General features: G+C 74.0%; 14 protein-coding genes. 1 reads left to right on the top strand and 13 read right to left on the bottom strand.

The features are described from left to right. Positions 1-39: 39 nt before the first annotated feature. The 11 genes from DER29_RS06025 to DER29_RS06080 all read right to left on the bottom strand — a co-directional run bounded on the left by DER29_RS06025 (position 40) and on the right by DER29_RS06080 (position 11,830). Entirely contained in the window at positions 40-324 is a 285-nt protein-coding gene (locus tag DER29_RS06025; protein WP_121396424.1) for a putative quinol monooxygenase, read from the bottom strand. Positions 325-349: 25 nt separating this feature from the next. Next, on the bottom strand, positions 350-1,108 hold the full coding sequence (locus tag DER29_RS06030) for a MerR family transcriptional regulator (protein WP_121396425.1): 759 nt from the start codon (positions 1,106-1,108) through the stop codon (positions 350-352). Between the two features lie 173 nt (positions 1,109-1,281). After that, entirely contained in the window at positions 1,282-3,489 is a 2,208-nt protein-coding gene (locus tag DER29_RS06035) for a tachylectin-related carbohydrate-binding protein (RefSeq protein ID WP_121396426.1), read from the bottom strand. Between the two features lie 172 nt (positions 3,490-3,661). Next, positions 3,662-5,194 carry a hypothetical protein gene (locus DER29_RS06040; RefSeq protein WP_121396427.1) on the bottom strand — a complete coding sequence of 511 codons (1,533 nt, stop codon included), beginning with the start codon at positions 5,192-5,194 and terminating at the stop codon, positions 3,662-3,664. Between the two features lie 121 nt (positions 5,195-5,315). Next, a complete protein-coding gene (locus DER29_RS06045; protein ID WP_121396428.1) occupies positions 5,316-6,425 on the bottom strand; it encodes a hypothetical protein in 1,110 nt (369 codons plus the stop codon). A 102-nt stretch (positions 6,426-6,527) separates the two neighbouring features. Then, a complete protein-coding gene (locus tag DER29_RS06050; RefSeq protein ID WP_121396429.1) occupies positions 6,528-7,001 on the bottom strand; it encodes a hypothetical protein in 474 nt (157 codons plus the stop codon). 246 nt (positions 7,002-7,247) lie between these two features. Beyond that, the gene (locus tag DER29_RS06060; protein ID WP_121396431.1) at positions 7,248-7,481 is read right to left on the bottom strand and encodes a zinc-ribbon domain-containing protein; all 234 of its coding nucleotides are present in this window, start codon (positions 7,479-7,481) and stop codon (positions 7,248-7,250) included. A gap of 91 nt (positions 7,482-7,572) precedes the next feature. Then, positions 7,573-8,451, bottom strand: a complete 879-nt coding sequence (locus DER29_RS06065; protein ID WP_121396432.1) for an SRPBCC family protein — start codon at positions 8,449-8,451, stop codon at positions 7,573-7,575. Further along, positions 8,444-9,001 carry a helix-turn-helix domain-containing protein gene (locus DER29_RS06070; protein WP_121396433.1) on the bottom strand — a complete coding sequence of 186 codons (558 nt, stop codon included), beginning with the start codon at positions 8,999-9,001 and terminating at the stop codon, positions 8,444-8,446. The genes DER29_RS06065 and DER29_RS06070 overlap by 8 nt, the downstream gene beginning before the upstream one ends. A gap of 88 nt (positions 9,002-9,089) precedes the next feature. Further along, a complete protein-coding gene (locus DER29_RS06075) occupies positions 9,090-10,433 on the bottom strand; it encodes a class I SAM-dependent methyltransferase (RefSeq protein ID WP_121396434.1) in 1,344 nt (447 codons plus the stop codon). Further along, positions 10,430-11,830, bottom strand: coding sequence for an FAD-binding oxidoreductase (locus DER29_RS06080; RefSeq protein ID WP_121399041.1), 1,401 nt, complete (start codon positions 11,828-11,830; stop codon positions 10,430-10,432). Before DER29_RS06080 ends, DER29_RS06075 begins: the two co-directional genes overlap by 4 nt. A 108-nt stretch (positions 11,831-11,938) precedes the next feature. On the opposite strand from DER29_RS06080, the gene DER29_RS06085 reads away from it, so the two are divergent. Then, positions 11,939-12,223 carry a DUF427 domain-containing protein gene (locus DER29_RS06085; protein ID WP_121396435.1) on the top strand — a complete coding sequence of 95 codons (285 nt, stop codon included), beginning with the start codon at positions 11,939-11,941 and terminating at the stop codon, positions 12,221-12,223. A gap of 8 nt (positions 12,224-12,231) precedes the next feature. Here DER29_RS06085 and DER29_RS06090 read toward each other — a convergent pair whose 3' ends face one another. Both DER29_RS06090 and DER29_RS06095 read right to left on the bottom strand, forming a co-directional pair. Beyond that, positions 12,232-12,696 (bottom strand): hypothetical protein, encoded by a 465-nt coding sequence (locus tag DER29_RS06090; RefSeq protein ID WP_121396436.1) that lies wholly within the window; start codon positions 12,694-12,696, stop codon positions 12,232-12,234. Positions 12,697-12,781: 85 nt separating this feature from the next. Continuing rightward, a complete protein-coding gene (locus DER29_RS06095; protein WP_121396437.1) occupies positions 12,782-14,737 on the bottom strand; it encodes a VWA domain-containing protein in 1,956 nt (651 codons plus the stop codon).

The following is a 14,737-nucleotide window of genomic DNA, read 5'->3' on the forward strand; positions in this document are numbered from 1 at the left end:
CCGGGGCCCGCCGGCCGGCGCGCCGCCCGGCGGGGCCCGTCAGGGGGCCTCGACCCCGGAGATGAGGTAGCGGTGCACCTCCGCGCCGCGGATCGCCACCGCCTGCTCCTCGGCGGGGCCGGAGCCCCGGAAGTCGAGCAGTTGCTCCTCGGACTCCCAACGCTCGTAGACGTTGATCCGGCCGGGCTCGACGAGGTCCGCGCCGATCGCGAAGTCGACGCAACCCGGCGCGGACCGCGCCTGCCGGACGACCTCCACGCAGTCGGCCAGGTAGGCGTCCCGCTGGTCCGGGTCGACGTAGAGACTGCCGGCGACGATGAGCACTGCTGACCTCCGGGGGCGGCGCGCCTCAGGCGCGGGTGATGGCGTTGGCGTGGATGGCCTCGCCCAGGTACGCGGCCATCCCCGGCCTGATCCTCTCGAAGTACGCGGTGAACCGCTCGTCCGCCACGTACATGTCGGCCAGTCCGGTGTGGATCTCGTACGAGCACTCGTAGAACCAGCGGCTGATCAGCTGCCGGTGCTCCTCGGCCAGGTCCATCGCCGCCGGGCTGTCGGCCGGCGCGCCGGAGGACATCACCTCGGCGAACCGCTGCCCCCAGTCCTCGTTCTCCGCCCTGTTCCGTAGCCAGTCGTCCTTCGTGTAGCGCGACACGCGCCGGTTCGACTCCCGGTACGCCTCGCTGCCGCCCCAGCGCCGCTCGGCCTCCTCGGCGTGCGCGTCCGGGTCGAAGTCGCCGAAGACCTCGAACCGCTCCTGCGGGGTGAGTCCGATGTTCAACCTGCTCGCCTCCATCGCGAACTCGATCGCCGTGACCATCTCCTGGAGCCGCCTGATCCGTACGGTCAGCAGCTCGTGCTGGCGGCGCAGGTGCGCCGCCGGGTCACTCGCCGGGTCGTCGAGGATCGCGGCGATCTCCTCCAGCGGGAACCCCAGCTCCCGGTAGTAGCGGATGTGCTGCAACCGCTCCAGGTCGGCGTCGCCGTAGCGCCGGTAGCCCGCGCCGCTGCGCCCTCCGGGCGAGAGCAGTCCGATCTCGTCGTAGTGGTGCAGCGTCCGCACGGTCACGCCGGCCGCCTTCGCCACCTGTCCCACCGTGTATGCCATGGTTCCCTCCCTTCCGCCACCGAGGCTCCCGCCTGCCGTTACGTGAGGGTCAAGCCCGATTCTGCGACCCACGCCACGCGGTTGGCCGGCGATCGGTCGGTACCGCCCGAACGCGTGTGGGCCGCCCGGTCTCCGGGCGGCCCACACGGTCATTACGTCAGATCGTCAGCGCCTCACCAACGGCGGGTGCTGTCCGGCCACGCATCGTAGGGCACGGCCGACAGGATCGGGTCCCACCCGGTGCTGGCGGGGCCCGTCGGCGCGTAGGCGGTCACGTCGGTGCCGCTGCCGTTGAACGGGCTGGCGTCCAGGTAGCCGGTGACCACGCCGTTGGCGTCCCGCCGGTAGTAGTGGCCTCCGCCGGGGGAGAAGAGCGAGGTCATGTTGCTCCAGCCGGTGGTTACCAGGTCCTGCCGGTGCCACACGTCGTTGGCGTCGACGTCGTACGCCACCAGGATGCTGCCGGCCGTGGCGACGAGCCGGTTCTTGCCGGTGGCGCCCAGCGTGGGCAGGCTGAACCCGGTGGCCGGATCGCCGTTGTTGTCGTACACCGGCCAGCTGGGGAAGTCGCCCGGCCCCGGCTTGGCCTTGGTCACCTTGTAGCGGCGCAGGAAGCCGTTGGCCGTGCCGAAGAGGCCGCCGTTGCCGTCGTGGACCAGCCGGTCGTGGGTCCACCCGCTGGTGGCGATCGGCGCCGACACGGTGAAGGCCAGCGGCTCGTGGCTGGTGACGTCCACCCGGTAGAGGTGTGCGTTGGTGCCGGTCATCACGATGGTGTCCGAATTGAGGGTGGCCATCGCCTTCGGGGTGAAGCCGAGGGTCTGCGCCGAGACGGTGCTGACCTTCTTCGCCCCGGTCACCGGATCGAGCGCGGTGTACGACAGGCGGCCGTCGGGCTTGGCGCCGAAGACCGAGACGAGCCCGGCCCAGGGACGGGCGGAGAGCAGCACCTGGTTCCAGCCGGAGGCACTGACCGGGTCGGTGGGGAAGCTCTGGATATCGGTGCCGCTGCCGTCGACGGGGTTCGCGTCGCGGTAGCGGTCCAGCCGGCCGGCGGAGTTGCGGGCGTAGTAGAAGCCGCCGCCGGGCGAGACGAGGTGCGTCGGGGCAGCCCAGCCCGTGGTGGCCAGCGTGCTGACGGTCCACCCACCCGGGCCGTCTCCGTAGACGCGGTAGGAGAGCAGCCGGCCGTCGGAGACCGTGCCGAGGATCCGTCCGGGGGCCGGCGAGGTGATGGTCTTCTGACCGAAGCCGGTGGAGACCGCCGTCGCCCGGGTGAGATCCGCGCCGGTCGGCTTGGCGCTGGTGATCGTGCGCCGGTAGAGGTGGTTGGTGCTCCCGTTGATGTAGTAGAGGGAGCCGTAGCCGTCGTAGGCCAGCCGGTCGTACGGCGACCACCCGGCGGCGATGCTCGTCGTGGTGAAGGTCAGCGGGTCGTGTCCGGTGACGTCCACCCGGTACAGGGTGCCGCCGGTGTCGCTGATCAGGATCGTGTTCTCGTTCAGCGTCGCCATCGCCTTGGGCGTGAAGCCGAGGGTCGCGGTCGACTGCCGGTTGGCCCGCAGGTCGCCGGTGGCGGAGTCGATGACGCTGTAGGTGAGCTGACCGCTGGCGAGGACACCGAAGATCTGCACGTCGGCGAGCTGCTCACGGACCCAGGGGCCGAGGTCGTCCACGCGGGTGGCGGTGGCGCCGTCGCGGGTCTCGGTCTCGCCCAGGCACCCCTTCTGCCAGGACGTGGCAGCGATGGCGGCCAACTCGACGGTGCCGGCGTCCTCGCGGAACGCCGGGCCGCCGGCGTCGCCCTTGCAGAGGGTGGCGCCGGCCGACGCGCCGACCAGCCCGACGGATCCGCCGGTCACGTCCTGGACGGTGAAAAATCCCTGGTGCAGCCGGTTGGGCACCCACTCCGTGGCGGTGCGGCCGTAGCCGGTGACCCGTAGGGTCTCGGCGGCGGTCGGCGCGGTGGTGGCGAGCGCGACCGTGGGCACGCCGGTGGCCGGGGCGGAGAGCCGCGCCAGTGCGAGGTTGCGGCCCGGGTGGGGCACGACGTGGGTGACGCGGCGGTGCACTCCGGACGTGGCCGTGAGGTCCGTGCGGCCGACGAGCGCGGTGGTCGCCCGGGCGGGCGCGCCGGCGACGGTCGGATCGGTGCCGTCGGCGAAGCAGGACTTCGCCGTCACGATCCAGTTCGGGTCGATGAGCGCGCCGGAGCAGGCCCGGACCTCACCGAAGGTGATCTTGGCGTTGAAGAGGTAGCTGCCGTCCGGGACCGGATCGGCGGCGGCGATGGCCGAGGCGGAGCCCCCGCCCAACAGTCCGGCCGCGAGGGTGGCGCCCAGCAGGGCGGCGATCCACCGGCGTACGCGACGAGATGACAAAGTGGTCCCCCGTGTCTCTAGGTGTCATCCGGGCCGATCAGGCGGCTCGGATCGCGCGCATGCTATCGAGCCGCGTGCATGGCCCGGGGGCCCCACTCGCAAAGCCTCCACCAGAGACATATGGCATTGAATCGGCCAGTACCCGGGGCGGTGCGTCAGCGTTGACGGGCCTTCAGGACCACTCCTCCATCGGGTCGCCGTCCCGCCCCGGGCCAACCGGTCCAGCGTCGTCCGCCGGGGCGGCGACGACCGGCGGTCCGCCGTGCGTCCAGGGCGTCTCATCCACCGCCGGGAACGCCCCCGCCGGCATGAACGCGTCCGACAGGGTGGTGTAGCAGAGCCGCTCCCCCACCTCGGGCACGCTGCCCGGCGGCGCGGTCAGGCCCCGGCCCATCCCCCCGGAGAGCTCCAGCACGACCTCGGTCTTGCCGTCCGCCGCCGGGGTGACGAAGACCAGCCGGGCCTTCTGCGCCGGCCGGGCCGGCGAGTACAGCGTCGCGCCGACCGGCACGAGCACCGGCTCGGTGGTGACCAGCTGGATCCGGGGGCGCAGCACCGGTCGCTTGCCGGTGTCGTCGACCCGCTTCGGGTCCGCCAGGGTCACCTCGCCGACGAACGCCTCACCGGTCAGCCGGTGCTCCGCCATCACCAGCGGGTCGTCGTAGGCGCGCTGCACCGCGTACGAGGTCAGGGCCCGTTCCAGCCGGTGCAGCCGCTGGGCGGCGGCGACCGCCCCGTCGCGGCGGGGCTGCGGCGCGCCGCCCGCGTCGACGTGTTCGGCGTAGCCGGTGAAGGCGTCCTTGTCGCCGTCCCACCGGCCGGCCACCCGGGCGCCCGGGGGCAGGCCGCGCAGCAGCCCCACGCCGCGCCACATCAGCTCCCAGGTGGGCGCGAGCTGATCGCGCAGCAGCCGTTCCAGCTCCGCGTACGCCCCGGCGCGCGCGACCGGGTCGTCCTCGGCGTCGGTGTACGCGGCGATGGCCGGGGCGAGCCACCGGTTGTCGAAGTCCGGGTCGGTGGCCGGGCCGGCGGGCGGGCAGGTCGCCGGGTCCTCGGCCCGGGCCGCCGCCTCGGCGCCGGTGAGCCCGGCCGGCGGGTCGATCCAGCCGAGCAGCGCCGGCAGGTGCAGGTCCTCCACCACGCTCTGCCCGGTGGCCCAGTGCAGGGCCAGCGCGTCGGTCATCGCCAGCAGCGCCGACGAGCCGGGATGCTCGGCCCGCTCGGCGAAGAAGGTCAGCCAGCGCCCGAGCACCGGCACCGACGGGTGCACCGGATACTCCCCGTCGGGGCGGCGGAAGCGGGTGGAGCGGCCGAGCAGCCGCAGGAAGGTGATCCCGGCGGGGTTCGGCACCAGCAGCTGCGGGGCGTCGACGTGGCGGTAGCGCACGTCCCGGCCCCGGTCGACCGGCACCGCCTCGGAGACGCCCCGGAACCCGTCCAGGTAGGGCAGCACGATCCCGGCCAGCTCGGCGGCGAACGCGAACCGCTGGTCGCGGTTGCGGGGCTGCGGCACGACCAGCAGCCGCGCCGCGTCCGGGGCGTCGCCGACCAGCGCCGCCAGCGGCGCGTTCGCCTCGCCGGCCATCGCCAGGGGCACCAGCACCAACGGTCGCTCGGCCAGGTGCAGGTGCCGGACGGTGGCCACCGGCTGGGCCACCCCGGCGGCGAGCGCCTGGGCCCGGGCCAACGCGCGCAACGTGCTCACGCCGACCTGCCCGCACGGCCGGCGGCGGCTGGTGGCCGCGCCGCCCGCCCCGGCCCCGCGAGTGAACCGGCGCGGGGCGGCGAGGGATCGGCCGGGTGGTGGCGACGGGCGGCCGGCGTACTCATGCGGGGGTCCCGGTGAGGGCGTCGGCGCGCAGCCGGGCGGCGGCCCGCAGCAGCGCGGCGGCCTCCTCCTGCCCCGGCTCCGGCGTGCGTTCGCCGGCCGCCAGCGCCAGCACCTCGTCGACCTCCGCGACCCCGCCGAGCGCCTCCCGGACCGGCCGGCCCAGCGCCCCGGTGTGGCCGCGCGCCTCGGTGCGGCAGAAGTACGCCAGCTCGCAGGCCGCCAGGCACTCGGGCGCGTAGCGGGCCGCCACCCCCGACAGCGCGGCGAGCAGCGCCGCGGGCTCGGCCGTCACGTCGGCGGTGAAGTCCTCGGGCACGGTGGCCAGCAGCGCGTCGACCCGGGCCATCCGGTCGAGCTGGCGGCGCAGCACCAGCAGTTGCTTGCGCACGTCGACCAGGCTGGCCACCGGCTGGTTGGCGAAGTCGCGCGGGCAGACCAGCACCGCGTCGTGCGACACCAGCTCCGGGTCGTGGCCGGCGGCGGCGAGCAGCTCGCGCAGGGCCAGCACGTAGACGGCGGCCTGGATCGCGGCGGCGGACACCTTGGCCGGGTCGGCCTGGCCGTCGACCACCGGGAACGACTTGATCTCGACGACGTGGAACCGGCCGGCGAGCCGGGCGGCGACCAGGTCCGGCTCCAGGTGCACCCGGCGGCCGGCGACGTCCAGACCCAGCAGCGGGTGGTCGAACAGCGCGGCGCCGTCGTCCGTCCCGCCGGGAGTCGCGCCGGTCAGCAGCGCGGCGGAGCGGCGGTGCCGGGCGGCCGTGTCGTCCTCGACGCCGTCGCCGAGGTCCGTCCAGCTCGCCGCCGCCGGCACCGGTACGCCCAGCCGCTCGGCGACCAGCCGCAGCAGCTCGGCCCCGCCGTCGGCCTTGACCTGCGCCTCGAACGCGTTGCCCCGGGTGATGGCGAACCGGGACTGCCCGAACCGGGCGGGAAAGCCGATCCGCTCGGCCAGCTTCGGCTTGTCCACCCCCGCGCCGTCCAGCACGGCCCGCCGGGTGCAGCCCGGGTTGCTGGTCAGGGCGGCGATGGTGCGCGCGTTGTGCCGCCTCGGTGGCACGCCGCCGCGGATCGCGGCCAGTCGTTCCTCGGTGCTCGTCACGATCCGCCACGATAGGCGGTCACCGCCGCCCGCGCCGGGCGCCGCCCCGGCCGGTGGCACCCGACGCGACCGCGGCCCGGGGCCGGGCCGGGCGGAACCGGCTCAGAGCAGGGCCGCGTACGGCCCCAGGACACCGCAGCAGATCAGTCCGATGACGCCGAACGTGACCAGCATGATGCTGTAGTTCGACCAGAGCCCGAACTTCGTCACGTCGGTGCCGTACCCGTCGTAGGCGCGGTTGCGCCAGCCACCGAAACGGAACGCCAGGTGGTAGGCCGCGCCGGGCTGGGCGACCAGCGCGGTGGTGATCAGCGGCAGGCCCATGAAGTCGGTGTACCGGACGTCGTGCGACCCGGGAGGGATCACCACGTACCAGGTGCCCTCGCCGGGGATCGGCACCGTCTGGCCGCTGACCTTGAACTTGCTCGTGGTGGGGGCGGGCACGATGTACGGGCCACGGTTCACCGAGACGGCGAGCACCGCGTAGCCGGGCGGGGGCGCGATCGGGTGGGGGTACACCATCGGCGTGACGGGGCCGGGCATGTGCGGGTACGACGCATGAGGGGGGTACGACACCGCCACATCCTGGCACGGCCCCACCAGTCCGCCGAGGCTCTGCGGATCACGGACCGGTCAGCGCCCGGCGGAGCGGTTCCAGGGTGAACGGGGCAGGGCGGTGCCGGCCAGCGGCCGGCGGTCGCGGCGACGGCGGCGACGTCCGGGAGTGCACGGCGGCCGGGAGACGGTGTGCACCGGGGCCGGGGCGGGCACGGCGGGCTGCCGGCCGATCAGCCAGCAGAGGAAACGGGCCATCGGTGGGGCTCAGCCGACGGGGAGGCGCTCGGCCTCGGACCGGGAGATCTCGTACTGGGCGCCGCAGAAGGTGCACTGCTGCACGTAGCGGGTGCGGATCGGGATGATCGGCACGAAGAACAGGCTGAACTTCGTCGATCGGCGCGTGATCACCTGCGCGGCGTGGTTGTGGCAGTTGCGGCAGACCTGCTGCACCACGCCGGACTGGCTGACCTTGGTCCGGAGCCCGAAGATGAAGAACATCGCCCCCCAGTACCCACCAGTCGCCCGTCTATCACCTGCGACTTTCGACGGCCCCGGGCGCGCTCCGGCGGGAGCGCGCCCGAGGCGTACGTCAGCTCGTCGCCTTCGCGGGCGCGGGTTCCAGGCCCGGCACCTCCGCGGGGAGCCAGATCGGCTGCCAGTCCGCCATCTCGTGGAAGCGGCGCAGCTCGAACAGCCCCGAGAGCGACCCGGCCCAGGCCCCGTACGGGGGGTTCTGCTCGTCGAAGCCGGACTGCACGAAGGTCAGCTTCGTCTTCCCCTGCGACTCGGCCAGCTCCCAGGTGCTGACGCCGGTCGGCCCCCAGTCCACCGACAGCTTCCGGCCGGGCTCCAGGTCGACGACCTTGGCCGCGTAGCCGTGCTCGAAGCCGCCCATGGCGTAGCGGCCACCGACCCACGGCTCGATGCCGACCGGGTAGCCGAACCAGGCGCTGGCCTGCTCGGAGTCGGTCAGCGACTCGAACACCTTCGCCGTCGGCGCGTCGATCAGCAGCTCGCCGCGCAGCTCGGCGGAGGTGAAGTCGACCTTCGGCAGCAGCGGTTGCCCTTCCAGGTGGGCGGCCAGGTTGGCGATCGACAGGCTCCAGAAGGTCTGGAGCACGCCCCGGATGGTGCTGCCGCTCATCGCCTCGGCGAAGTCGAAGTGGCTCTGGGTCAGGGTCAGCACGGTGGTGTCGGGGCCCTCCGCGCGCAGGGCGAACTCGGCGGTGGTCTCGACGCCGTCGAGCAGCCAGGTGAAGCGCAGCGTGTCGTCGTCGGCGTGCAACAACCGCTGGTGCGGCGCGTCGCCCTCCGGGGTGTACCGGCCCCAGAACTCGTACCGTCGCGGCAGCTCGACCTCGGCGTGCTCGGCGAGCCAGAGGCGCAGCTCGGCCGGGTCGGTCAGGGCGCGGCGGACGGTCGCGACGGGCGCGGCGAGGCGGACGGGCAGCTTCATCGGTTCACTCACGTTCTTTCCCCTTCGGATAGCAGGCCACGGCGAGCTTGAAGGCGTCGCCCTCGGCGCCCCCGTAGCGCGTGAACAGGTCCTGCAGAGCGGTCTGCAGGTCGTGCAGGAACTGCTGGCGTTGTTCCACCGGCACCCGGATCTCGCCGGCGACCCCGATCGAGGGGAGCTCGGGAGCGGCGCGGTCCAGCCCGGCGATGTCCTCCTGGACCTCCTCCATCAGGTCCAGCAGGTAGCCGAGGCTCAGCTCGTCGCGGGCGCGGCGCAGGCCGATCCGCCCGACCAGTCGGGGGGACAGCCAGTAGGAGCGGGCGGCGGCCTGGTAGATGCCCTCCGTGATGCCCCGGACCTTGCGTTCGTTGACCAGCTCGACCAGGCCGGCGGCGACGAGCTGCTTGACGTGGTAGTAGACGCGCTGCGGCGTCTGCTCCAGCCGGGTGGCGACCTCGGTGCAGGTGCGGGGCTCGGCCAGTTGCCGCAGCACCTCGACGCGCTGCGGCTTGAGCAGGACCTCGGCCTGCTCGATCTGTTCCAGGTACAGGACGTCTCTCATGGCAAAATCAGTTTGTACGTACAAAATTTGTTTGTCAATGGCTTCGCCGGAAGCCGCGCCGACGGGCGGCGCGGCTGTCGGACGCGGGTCAGGGCAGCCAGTCGGGGCGCAGTGGGTAGCCGCTCGCCCCCTCCGGGCCGTTTCGGGTGGCCAGCACCTGGTGCAGCTGGATGCCGTTGCGCTCGAACGCCAACCGGGACCCGGCCATGTAGAGACCCCACACCCGGGCCGTGCCCGGCCCCACCTCCGAGACGCAGAAGTCCCAGTGCGTCACGAGGTTGCGGCACCAGGCGGCCAGGGTCAGCGCGTAGTGCAGCCGCAGGTTCTCCTCGTGCTGCACCTCCAGCCCGACGTCGTGGATCTCGCCGACCACGCGCCCCGGGCCGGCCAGCTCCCCGTCGGGGAAGACGTAGCGGTCGATGAACGCGCCCGAGCGGTGCGGCGCGCGGTTGTCGGCCCGCGTGATGCAGTGGTTGAGCAGCCGACCGTCCGGCCGCAGCCGGTCCGACAGGGCGCCGAAATAAGCCGGGTAGTTGCGCACCCCGATGTGCTCGGTCAGGCCGATCGAGGAGACCGCGTCGAACTGCTCGCGCGGCGCGTCCCGGTAGTCGAGGTGGCGCACCTCGGCCAGGCCGGTCAGCCCCTCCCGCTCGATCGCCGCCCGGGCCCACTCGGCCTGCGCCCGGGACAGGGTCACCCCCAGCGCCTTCACGCCGTACTCGCGGGCCGCGTGCCGGACCATGCCGCCCCACCCGCAGCCCACGTCGAGCAGCCGCATCCCCGCCTTGAGCGCCAGCTTCTGCGCCACCAGGTCGTACTTGGCCGCCTGCGCCTGCTCCAGCGTGTCGTCGGGCGAGCGGAAGACCGCGCAGGTGTACGTCATCGACGGGCCGAGCACCTTCTCGTAGAAGGCGTTCGAGACGTCGTAGTGGTGGGAGATCGCGGTGCTGTCCCGGGTGCGGGAGTGCCGCAGCCCGTTCACCAGGCGCTTCCAGCGCGGCAGCGCCTCCTGCGGCGGGGGCGGCGGCGGCATCAGCCGCTCCCAGCCCAGCCCGCGCACGAGGGCCAGCCCCTCGGCCAGCGACGGCGTACGCAGCCGCAGCTCGTCCTTGAGCACCCGCAACGCCTCGTACGGGTCGCCGGGGTGCACCCCCTGCAACGCCAGGTCGCCGCCGACGTACGCCCGGGCCATGCCCAGGTCGCCCGGGGCGGTGAGCAGGTACGTCAGGCCTCGCTCGGAACGGATCGACAGGGTGATCCCGGCGTCGGCCGGGCCCACCGCGCTGCCGTCGTACCCGGTGACCCGCACCGGCAGGGCACCGGTGGTCAACGCGCGGACGACGTCCGCCACGGTCGGACCCGGGCGCCGGCTCCCCGCCGGCGGGCTGGCGGGAGCGCTCGCCGCCCCCTGGTCTCGATCGGTCAGGCTCATGCTCGTGCTACCGCCTTCTCGTACAGTCCGGTGAGCCGGTGGTCCGGGTCGTAGCGGTCCCTGACCGCGCGCCACGTCGCGCCGCCGTAGAGCCGGTCGAACGATTCCCGGTCGTAGTACGCGTCGGAGTAGAGCGACTTGTGGCCGCCCGACTCCGACACCATGCGCTCGATCGCGCGGTTGACGTCGCCGTCGGCGGCGCCCGCCGCGATCGGCACGCTGCCCCAGAAGCCGACGTTGACGTAGTTCTGCCCGGCCCGGAGCGGATAGAGCGGCCAGGCCCGGGCCGATCCCGGACCGGAGGGCTCACGCAGCCGCAGCGGGCAGAGCCAGACCGGGGTCATCCCGACGGTGCGGGCGAACCAGCGCAGGAACTCCGCCATCCGCTCCAGCGGGATCTCCACGTCCTGCACCACCCGCTCGCGCGCCGGCTGGCCGCGCAGGCGGTCGATCCGGGCGGCCACGCCGTGGCGGTGCTCCAACCGGACCAGCCGGTGGTAGACGTCGCTGCGCCGCCACCGCGCCGGCCAGACCCGCCGGAGCACCGGGTGCTGCACGCCGAACGCCGCCGAGCACCAGAACCAGTCGGTGTCCCAGCGCCAGAGATAGTCGTACGTGGTCAGTGCGTCGTGCGTGCGCCGGCGCAGCGAGCGGTAGTAGATGTCCTGGCCCGTGTAGTCGCTGGCCGGCGGCGCGTCGTCGGTGAAGGTGCCGAGCACCAGGTACGCCTCGCCGGGGCTGAACATCACCCCGTCCATCGCGTCCACCGCCTCCCCCGCCCAGGACCGGGTCGCGCTCACCTCGGCGAGCGCGTCGGCGAGCGCCTCCAGCCGGGTGAACCGGACGTTGCGCAGGGCCACGAAGCGGCGTACCGGCTGGAGCTCGATGCGCAGCCGGGTGGCGTAGCCCAGGCTGCCCAGCGAGTTGGGGAACGCCGCGAAGAGGTCGGCGTGCTCCCCCTCCGGACGGGCGGTGACGATCCCGCCGGACCCGGTGAGCACGTCCATCTCGACCACCGACTCGTGCGGCAGTCCGTTGCGGAACGACGTCGACTCGATGCCGAGCCCGGTCACGGCCCCACCGAGGGTGATGGTGCGCAACTGCGGCACCACCAGCGGCATCAGCCCGTGCGGCAGGGTCGCGTCGACCAGGTCCTCGTAGGTGCACATGCCCTGCACGTCGGCCGTGCGGGCGACCGGGTCCACGGCGAGCACGCCCGTGAGCCCGCTGACGTCCAGGCCCGGTGCGCGCGGGGCGGACCGCGGGCGGAACAGGTTGGAGGTGCGCTTGGCCAGCCGCACCGGTTCGCCCGCGGGCACCGCCGCGTACGACTGTCGCAACCGGACCACCGCACCGTCGTGGTCGACCGGATGATGATCCACACGGACCGCACACATGCGATCACTGTACGCGCCAGCGCGCCCGCCGTGGGGGACGTCCACCGGCGCGCTCGCGGCCGTGTCGACCACTGGCCGTCGCCGATCCGCCGGCATAGCGTGGGAGCCATGCCGAGAGCCGTCTGGAACGACCTGGTCGTGGCCGAGAGCGACGACACCGTGCTGGTCGAGGGGAACCACTACTTCCCGCGCGCCGCCCTGCGCGCCGACCTGATCCGCGAGTCCGACACGCACACCGTCTGCCCGTGGAAGGGCACCGCGTCCTACTACACCCTGGAACACGACGGCCGGACCAGCGCCGACGCGGTCTGGTACTACCCGGAGCCGAAGCCGGAGGCGGAGATGGTCCGCGACCGGGTCGCCTTCTGGAAGGACGTCCGGGTCGTCGACTGACGCGCCCCTCAGCCGGCGCGCAGCATGCGCAGCTGGGCCAGGTGCTTCGGCAGGTGGACGCGGGCGTGCAGGTCGAGGGTGCGGCCCCAGGGCAACGGCTCGTCGACGACGAGGTCGAAGCCCTCCCGCAGGTGGGTGTCGACCGGGGTCTGCGCCGCCGCGCCGAGCCGCTCGGTCAGCGCGCAGAGCTTCTGGCTGGTGGCCCGCAGCAGGGTGGCCAGCCCGGCCAGCCCGCCGCACTCGACGACCAGCGCGTCCACCTGCGGGCGGTGAATGGTCTCCAGGTCGTAGTACGCGAACGGCGCGCCGGCGATGACCGCCTCGGTCGCCTCGGTCATCAGCTCGTCGTTGGCGGCGAGGTGCGCGACGATCTGCTCGGCGCTCAGCTGCCCGGCCGGCGGTGGCCCGAACCCGCCCGCGTCGACCTCCGCGAGCACCTCCGCGTACGCCCCCCGCAAAGCCCCGCTGTCCATGCCCCCAGTCAATCCCGGCCCGCGCCGTCCGACCCGGCGTTCCCGCGGACGGTTCACCCGGAAGGGACCGGCCGGAAACGCCGGGTCAGCGCCGGCGCGGCTGCCGGGTACGCAGGTAGTCGGAGACCACGTACTCGCCGAGGTCCTCCAGGTCCGGGGTGAACATGCGGCCCTTCGAGCGGCGGGCCACGGCGTCGACGAAGCGGCGCAGGCCGGGATCGTCGCCGAGCATGAACAGGTTGAGCGTGGCGCCGTAGCGGGCGAGCCGGTCCACCTCGCGTACGGTCGCCTCGATCGTCTCCGGCAGCGACGGCCAGTGGAACAGCGCCTCCCCGTCGTCCGGGTCCAGGTGGGCGGTCGGCTCCCCGTCGGTGACCACCAGCACCACCGGCTCGGCGTCCGGGTGCCGCCGCAGGTGCCGGGCGGCCAGCCGCAGCGCGTGCTGGAGGTTCGTGCCCTGCCGCAGGTCGGGCTCGACGGCGGCCAGCTCCTGCTGGGTCAGCGGCAGCGCCTCCAGGCCGAAGCCGACGATCTGCAACGCGTCCTGGGGGAACCGGGTGGCCATCAGGTGCGCCAGCGCCAGCGCGGTCTGCTTCATCGGGCCCCACCGGCCCTGGGAGATCATCGAGTAGGAGAGGTCGACGCAGAGCACCACCGCCGCCGAGGCCCGCAGCTCGGTCTCCACCACCTCGAAGTCCTCGACGGCCAACCGCACCGGCACGCCGGAGCCGGCGCGGCGGACCGCCCGGGTCAGCGTCCGCACCACGTCGAGGGGCTGCTCGTCGCCGTACTCCCACGGCCGGGAGCCGCCGCTGACCTCGCCGGCGGCGCCCGCCGAGCGCAGGTCGTGCTGGCCGCGCGGCCCGGCCGTCAGGTCCGCGAAGACGCGCCGCAGCGCCGTGCCGCCGAGCCGGCGCAGCGCCTTCGGGCTCAGGGTCAGCCCGTCGGCGTCCCGGCTCACCCACCCCTGCCGGCGCAGCTCCCGCTCCAGCTCCCGCAGCCGGCGTACGTCGTCGGCGGCGTCGCGGCCCAGCGTCCGGGCCACCGCGTCGACGTCGACGTCGTCCAGGGTCGCGCCCGGATGCTCCTGGTCGAGCTGGTCCAGCAGCCCGTCCAGCTCGGCGATCTCGCCGAGCGCCCCGGCGGCCTCGCCGTAGCCGAGCGGCCGCTCGCCGCGCACCCGCTCGCCCGGGCCCCCGTGCAGGTCGGGGCGGAGCGCGCGGAGGTTGGCGTCCAGCGCGGACAGCTCCCCGGCGAGCCGGTCGCCGAGCGACTGCCGCATCAGGCCGGCCAGTTCCTCGCGCTGGCGGTCGGACAGCGAGCGCATCAGCCGCTCGCCGGCGGCGGACCGCCGGGCCAGCACGTCGACCAGTTCGTCGACGTCGGCCGGCTGCTCGGGGAAGAACGCCCCGTGCCGGCGCATGAACTCGGCGAAGGCGTCGGTGGTGTCCTCCGACCGGGCGTGCCGGGCCAGCAGGTCGTTGAGGTCGCGCATCATCTCGGCCAGCCGCTGCTGCGCGGCCGGGTCCGCCGAGGCGCGCACCGCGTCGCGCAGCCCGGCGAAGCGCTGGCCGAGCACGTCGTCGCGCAGCCCGTCGAGGATCCGCTGGTACGTCCGGCGGGCCTCGTCGCTGGTCCACCGGTAACCGGTCAGCTCCGCCACGGCGCGGGCCGTCGAGCGGGGCAGGTTGTCCAGCACCGCCTCGGCGAACCGCGCGTCGTCGTCGTCGCGCCCGCGCAGCTCGTCCCGCTCGGCGGCGAGCGCCTGGTCGAGCAGGGCCCGGGCCCGGGTGACCGCCCCGTCCAGGTCGCCCCGGCGCAACGCCTCCCGGCGCAGCCGCCTGGCCCGGGCGGCAAGGTCGTCGAGGCCCCCGCGCCCCTGGGGCCCCTGCCGCAGCAGGCCCCGCAGCGCCTCCCGGAGGCTGCCGCCGGCGAGCACCTCGGCACCGACGGCGTCCACCGCCCCCCGCACGTCGTACGGGGGCGCGAGCGGGTCGGGGCCGCCCCGCCACTGCCCGTACCGGAACCGGTCGCCGGCCAT

Source organism: Micromonospora sp. M71_S20, from assembly GCF_003664255.1.
Lineage (GTDB): Bacteria > Actinomycetota > Actinomycetes > Mycobacteriales > Micromonosporaceae > Micromonospora.

What these genes read in the sequence shown, in the direction of transcription:
- DER29_RS06080 (WP_121399041.1), bottom strand. Translation starts at nt 11,830, where the DNA reads ATGTGTGCGGTCCGTGTGGATCATCATCCGGTCGACCACGACGGTGCG.
- DER29_RS06085 (WP_121396435.1), top strand. Translation starts at nt 11,939, where the DNA reads ATGCCGAGAGCCGTCTGGAACGACCTGGTCGTGGCCGAGAGCGACGAC.
- DER29_RS06090 (WP_121396436.1), bottom strand. Translation starts at nt 12,696, where the DNA reads ATGGACAGCGGGGCTTTGCGGGGGGCGTACGCGGAGGTGCTCGCGGAG.
- DER29_RS06030 (WP_121396425.1), bottom strand. Translation starts at nt 1,108, where the DNA reads ATGGCATACACGGTGGGACAGGTGGCGAAGGCGGCCGGCGTGACCGTG.
- DER29_RS06075 (WP_121396434.1), bottom strand. Translation starts at nt 10,433, where the DNA reads ATGAGCCTGACCGATCGAGACCAGGGGGCGGCGAGCGCTCCCGCCAGC.
- DER29_RS06095 (WP_121396437.1), bottom strand. Translation starts at nt 14,737, where the DNA reads ATGGCCGGCGACCGGTTCCGGTACGGGCAGTGGCGGGGCGGCCCCGAC.
- DER29_RS06070 (WP_121396433.1), bottom strand. Translation starts at nt 9,001, where the DNA reads ATGAGAGACGTCCTGTACCTGGAACAGATCGAGCAGGCCGAGGTCCTG.
- DER29_RS06060 (WP_121396431.1), bottom strand. Translation starts at nt 7,481, where the DNA reads ATGTTCTTCATCTTCGGGCTCCGGACCAAGGTCAGCCAGTCCGGCGTG.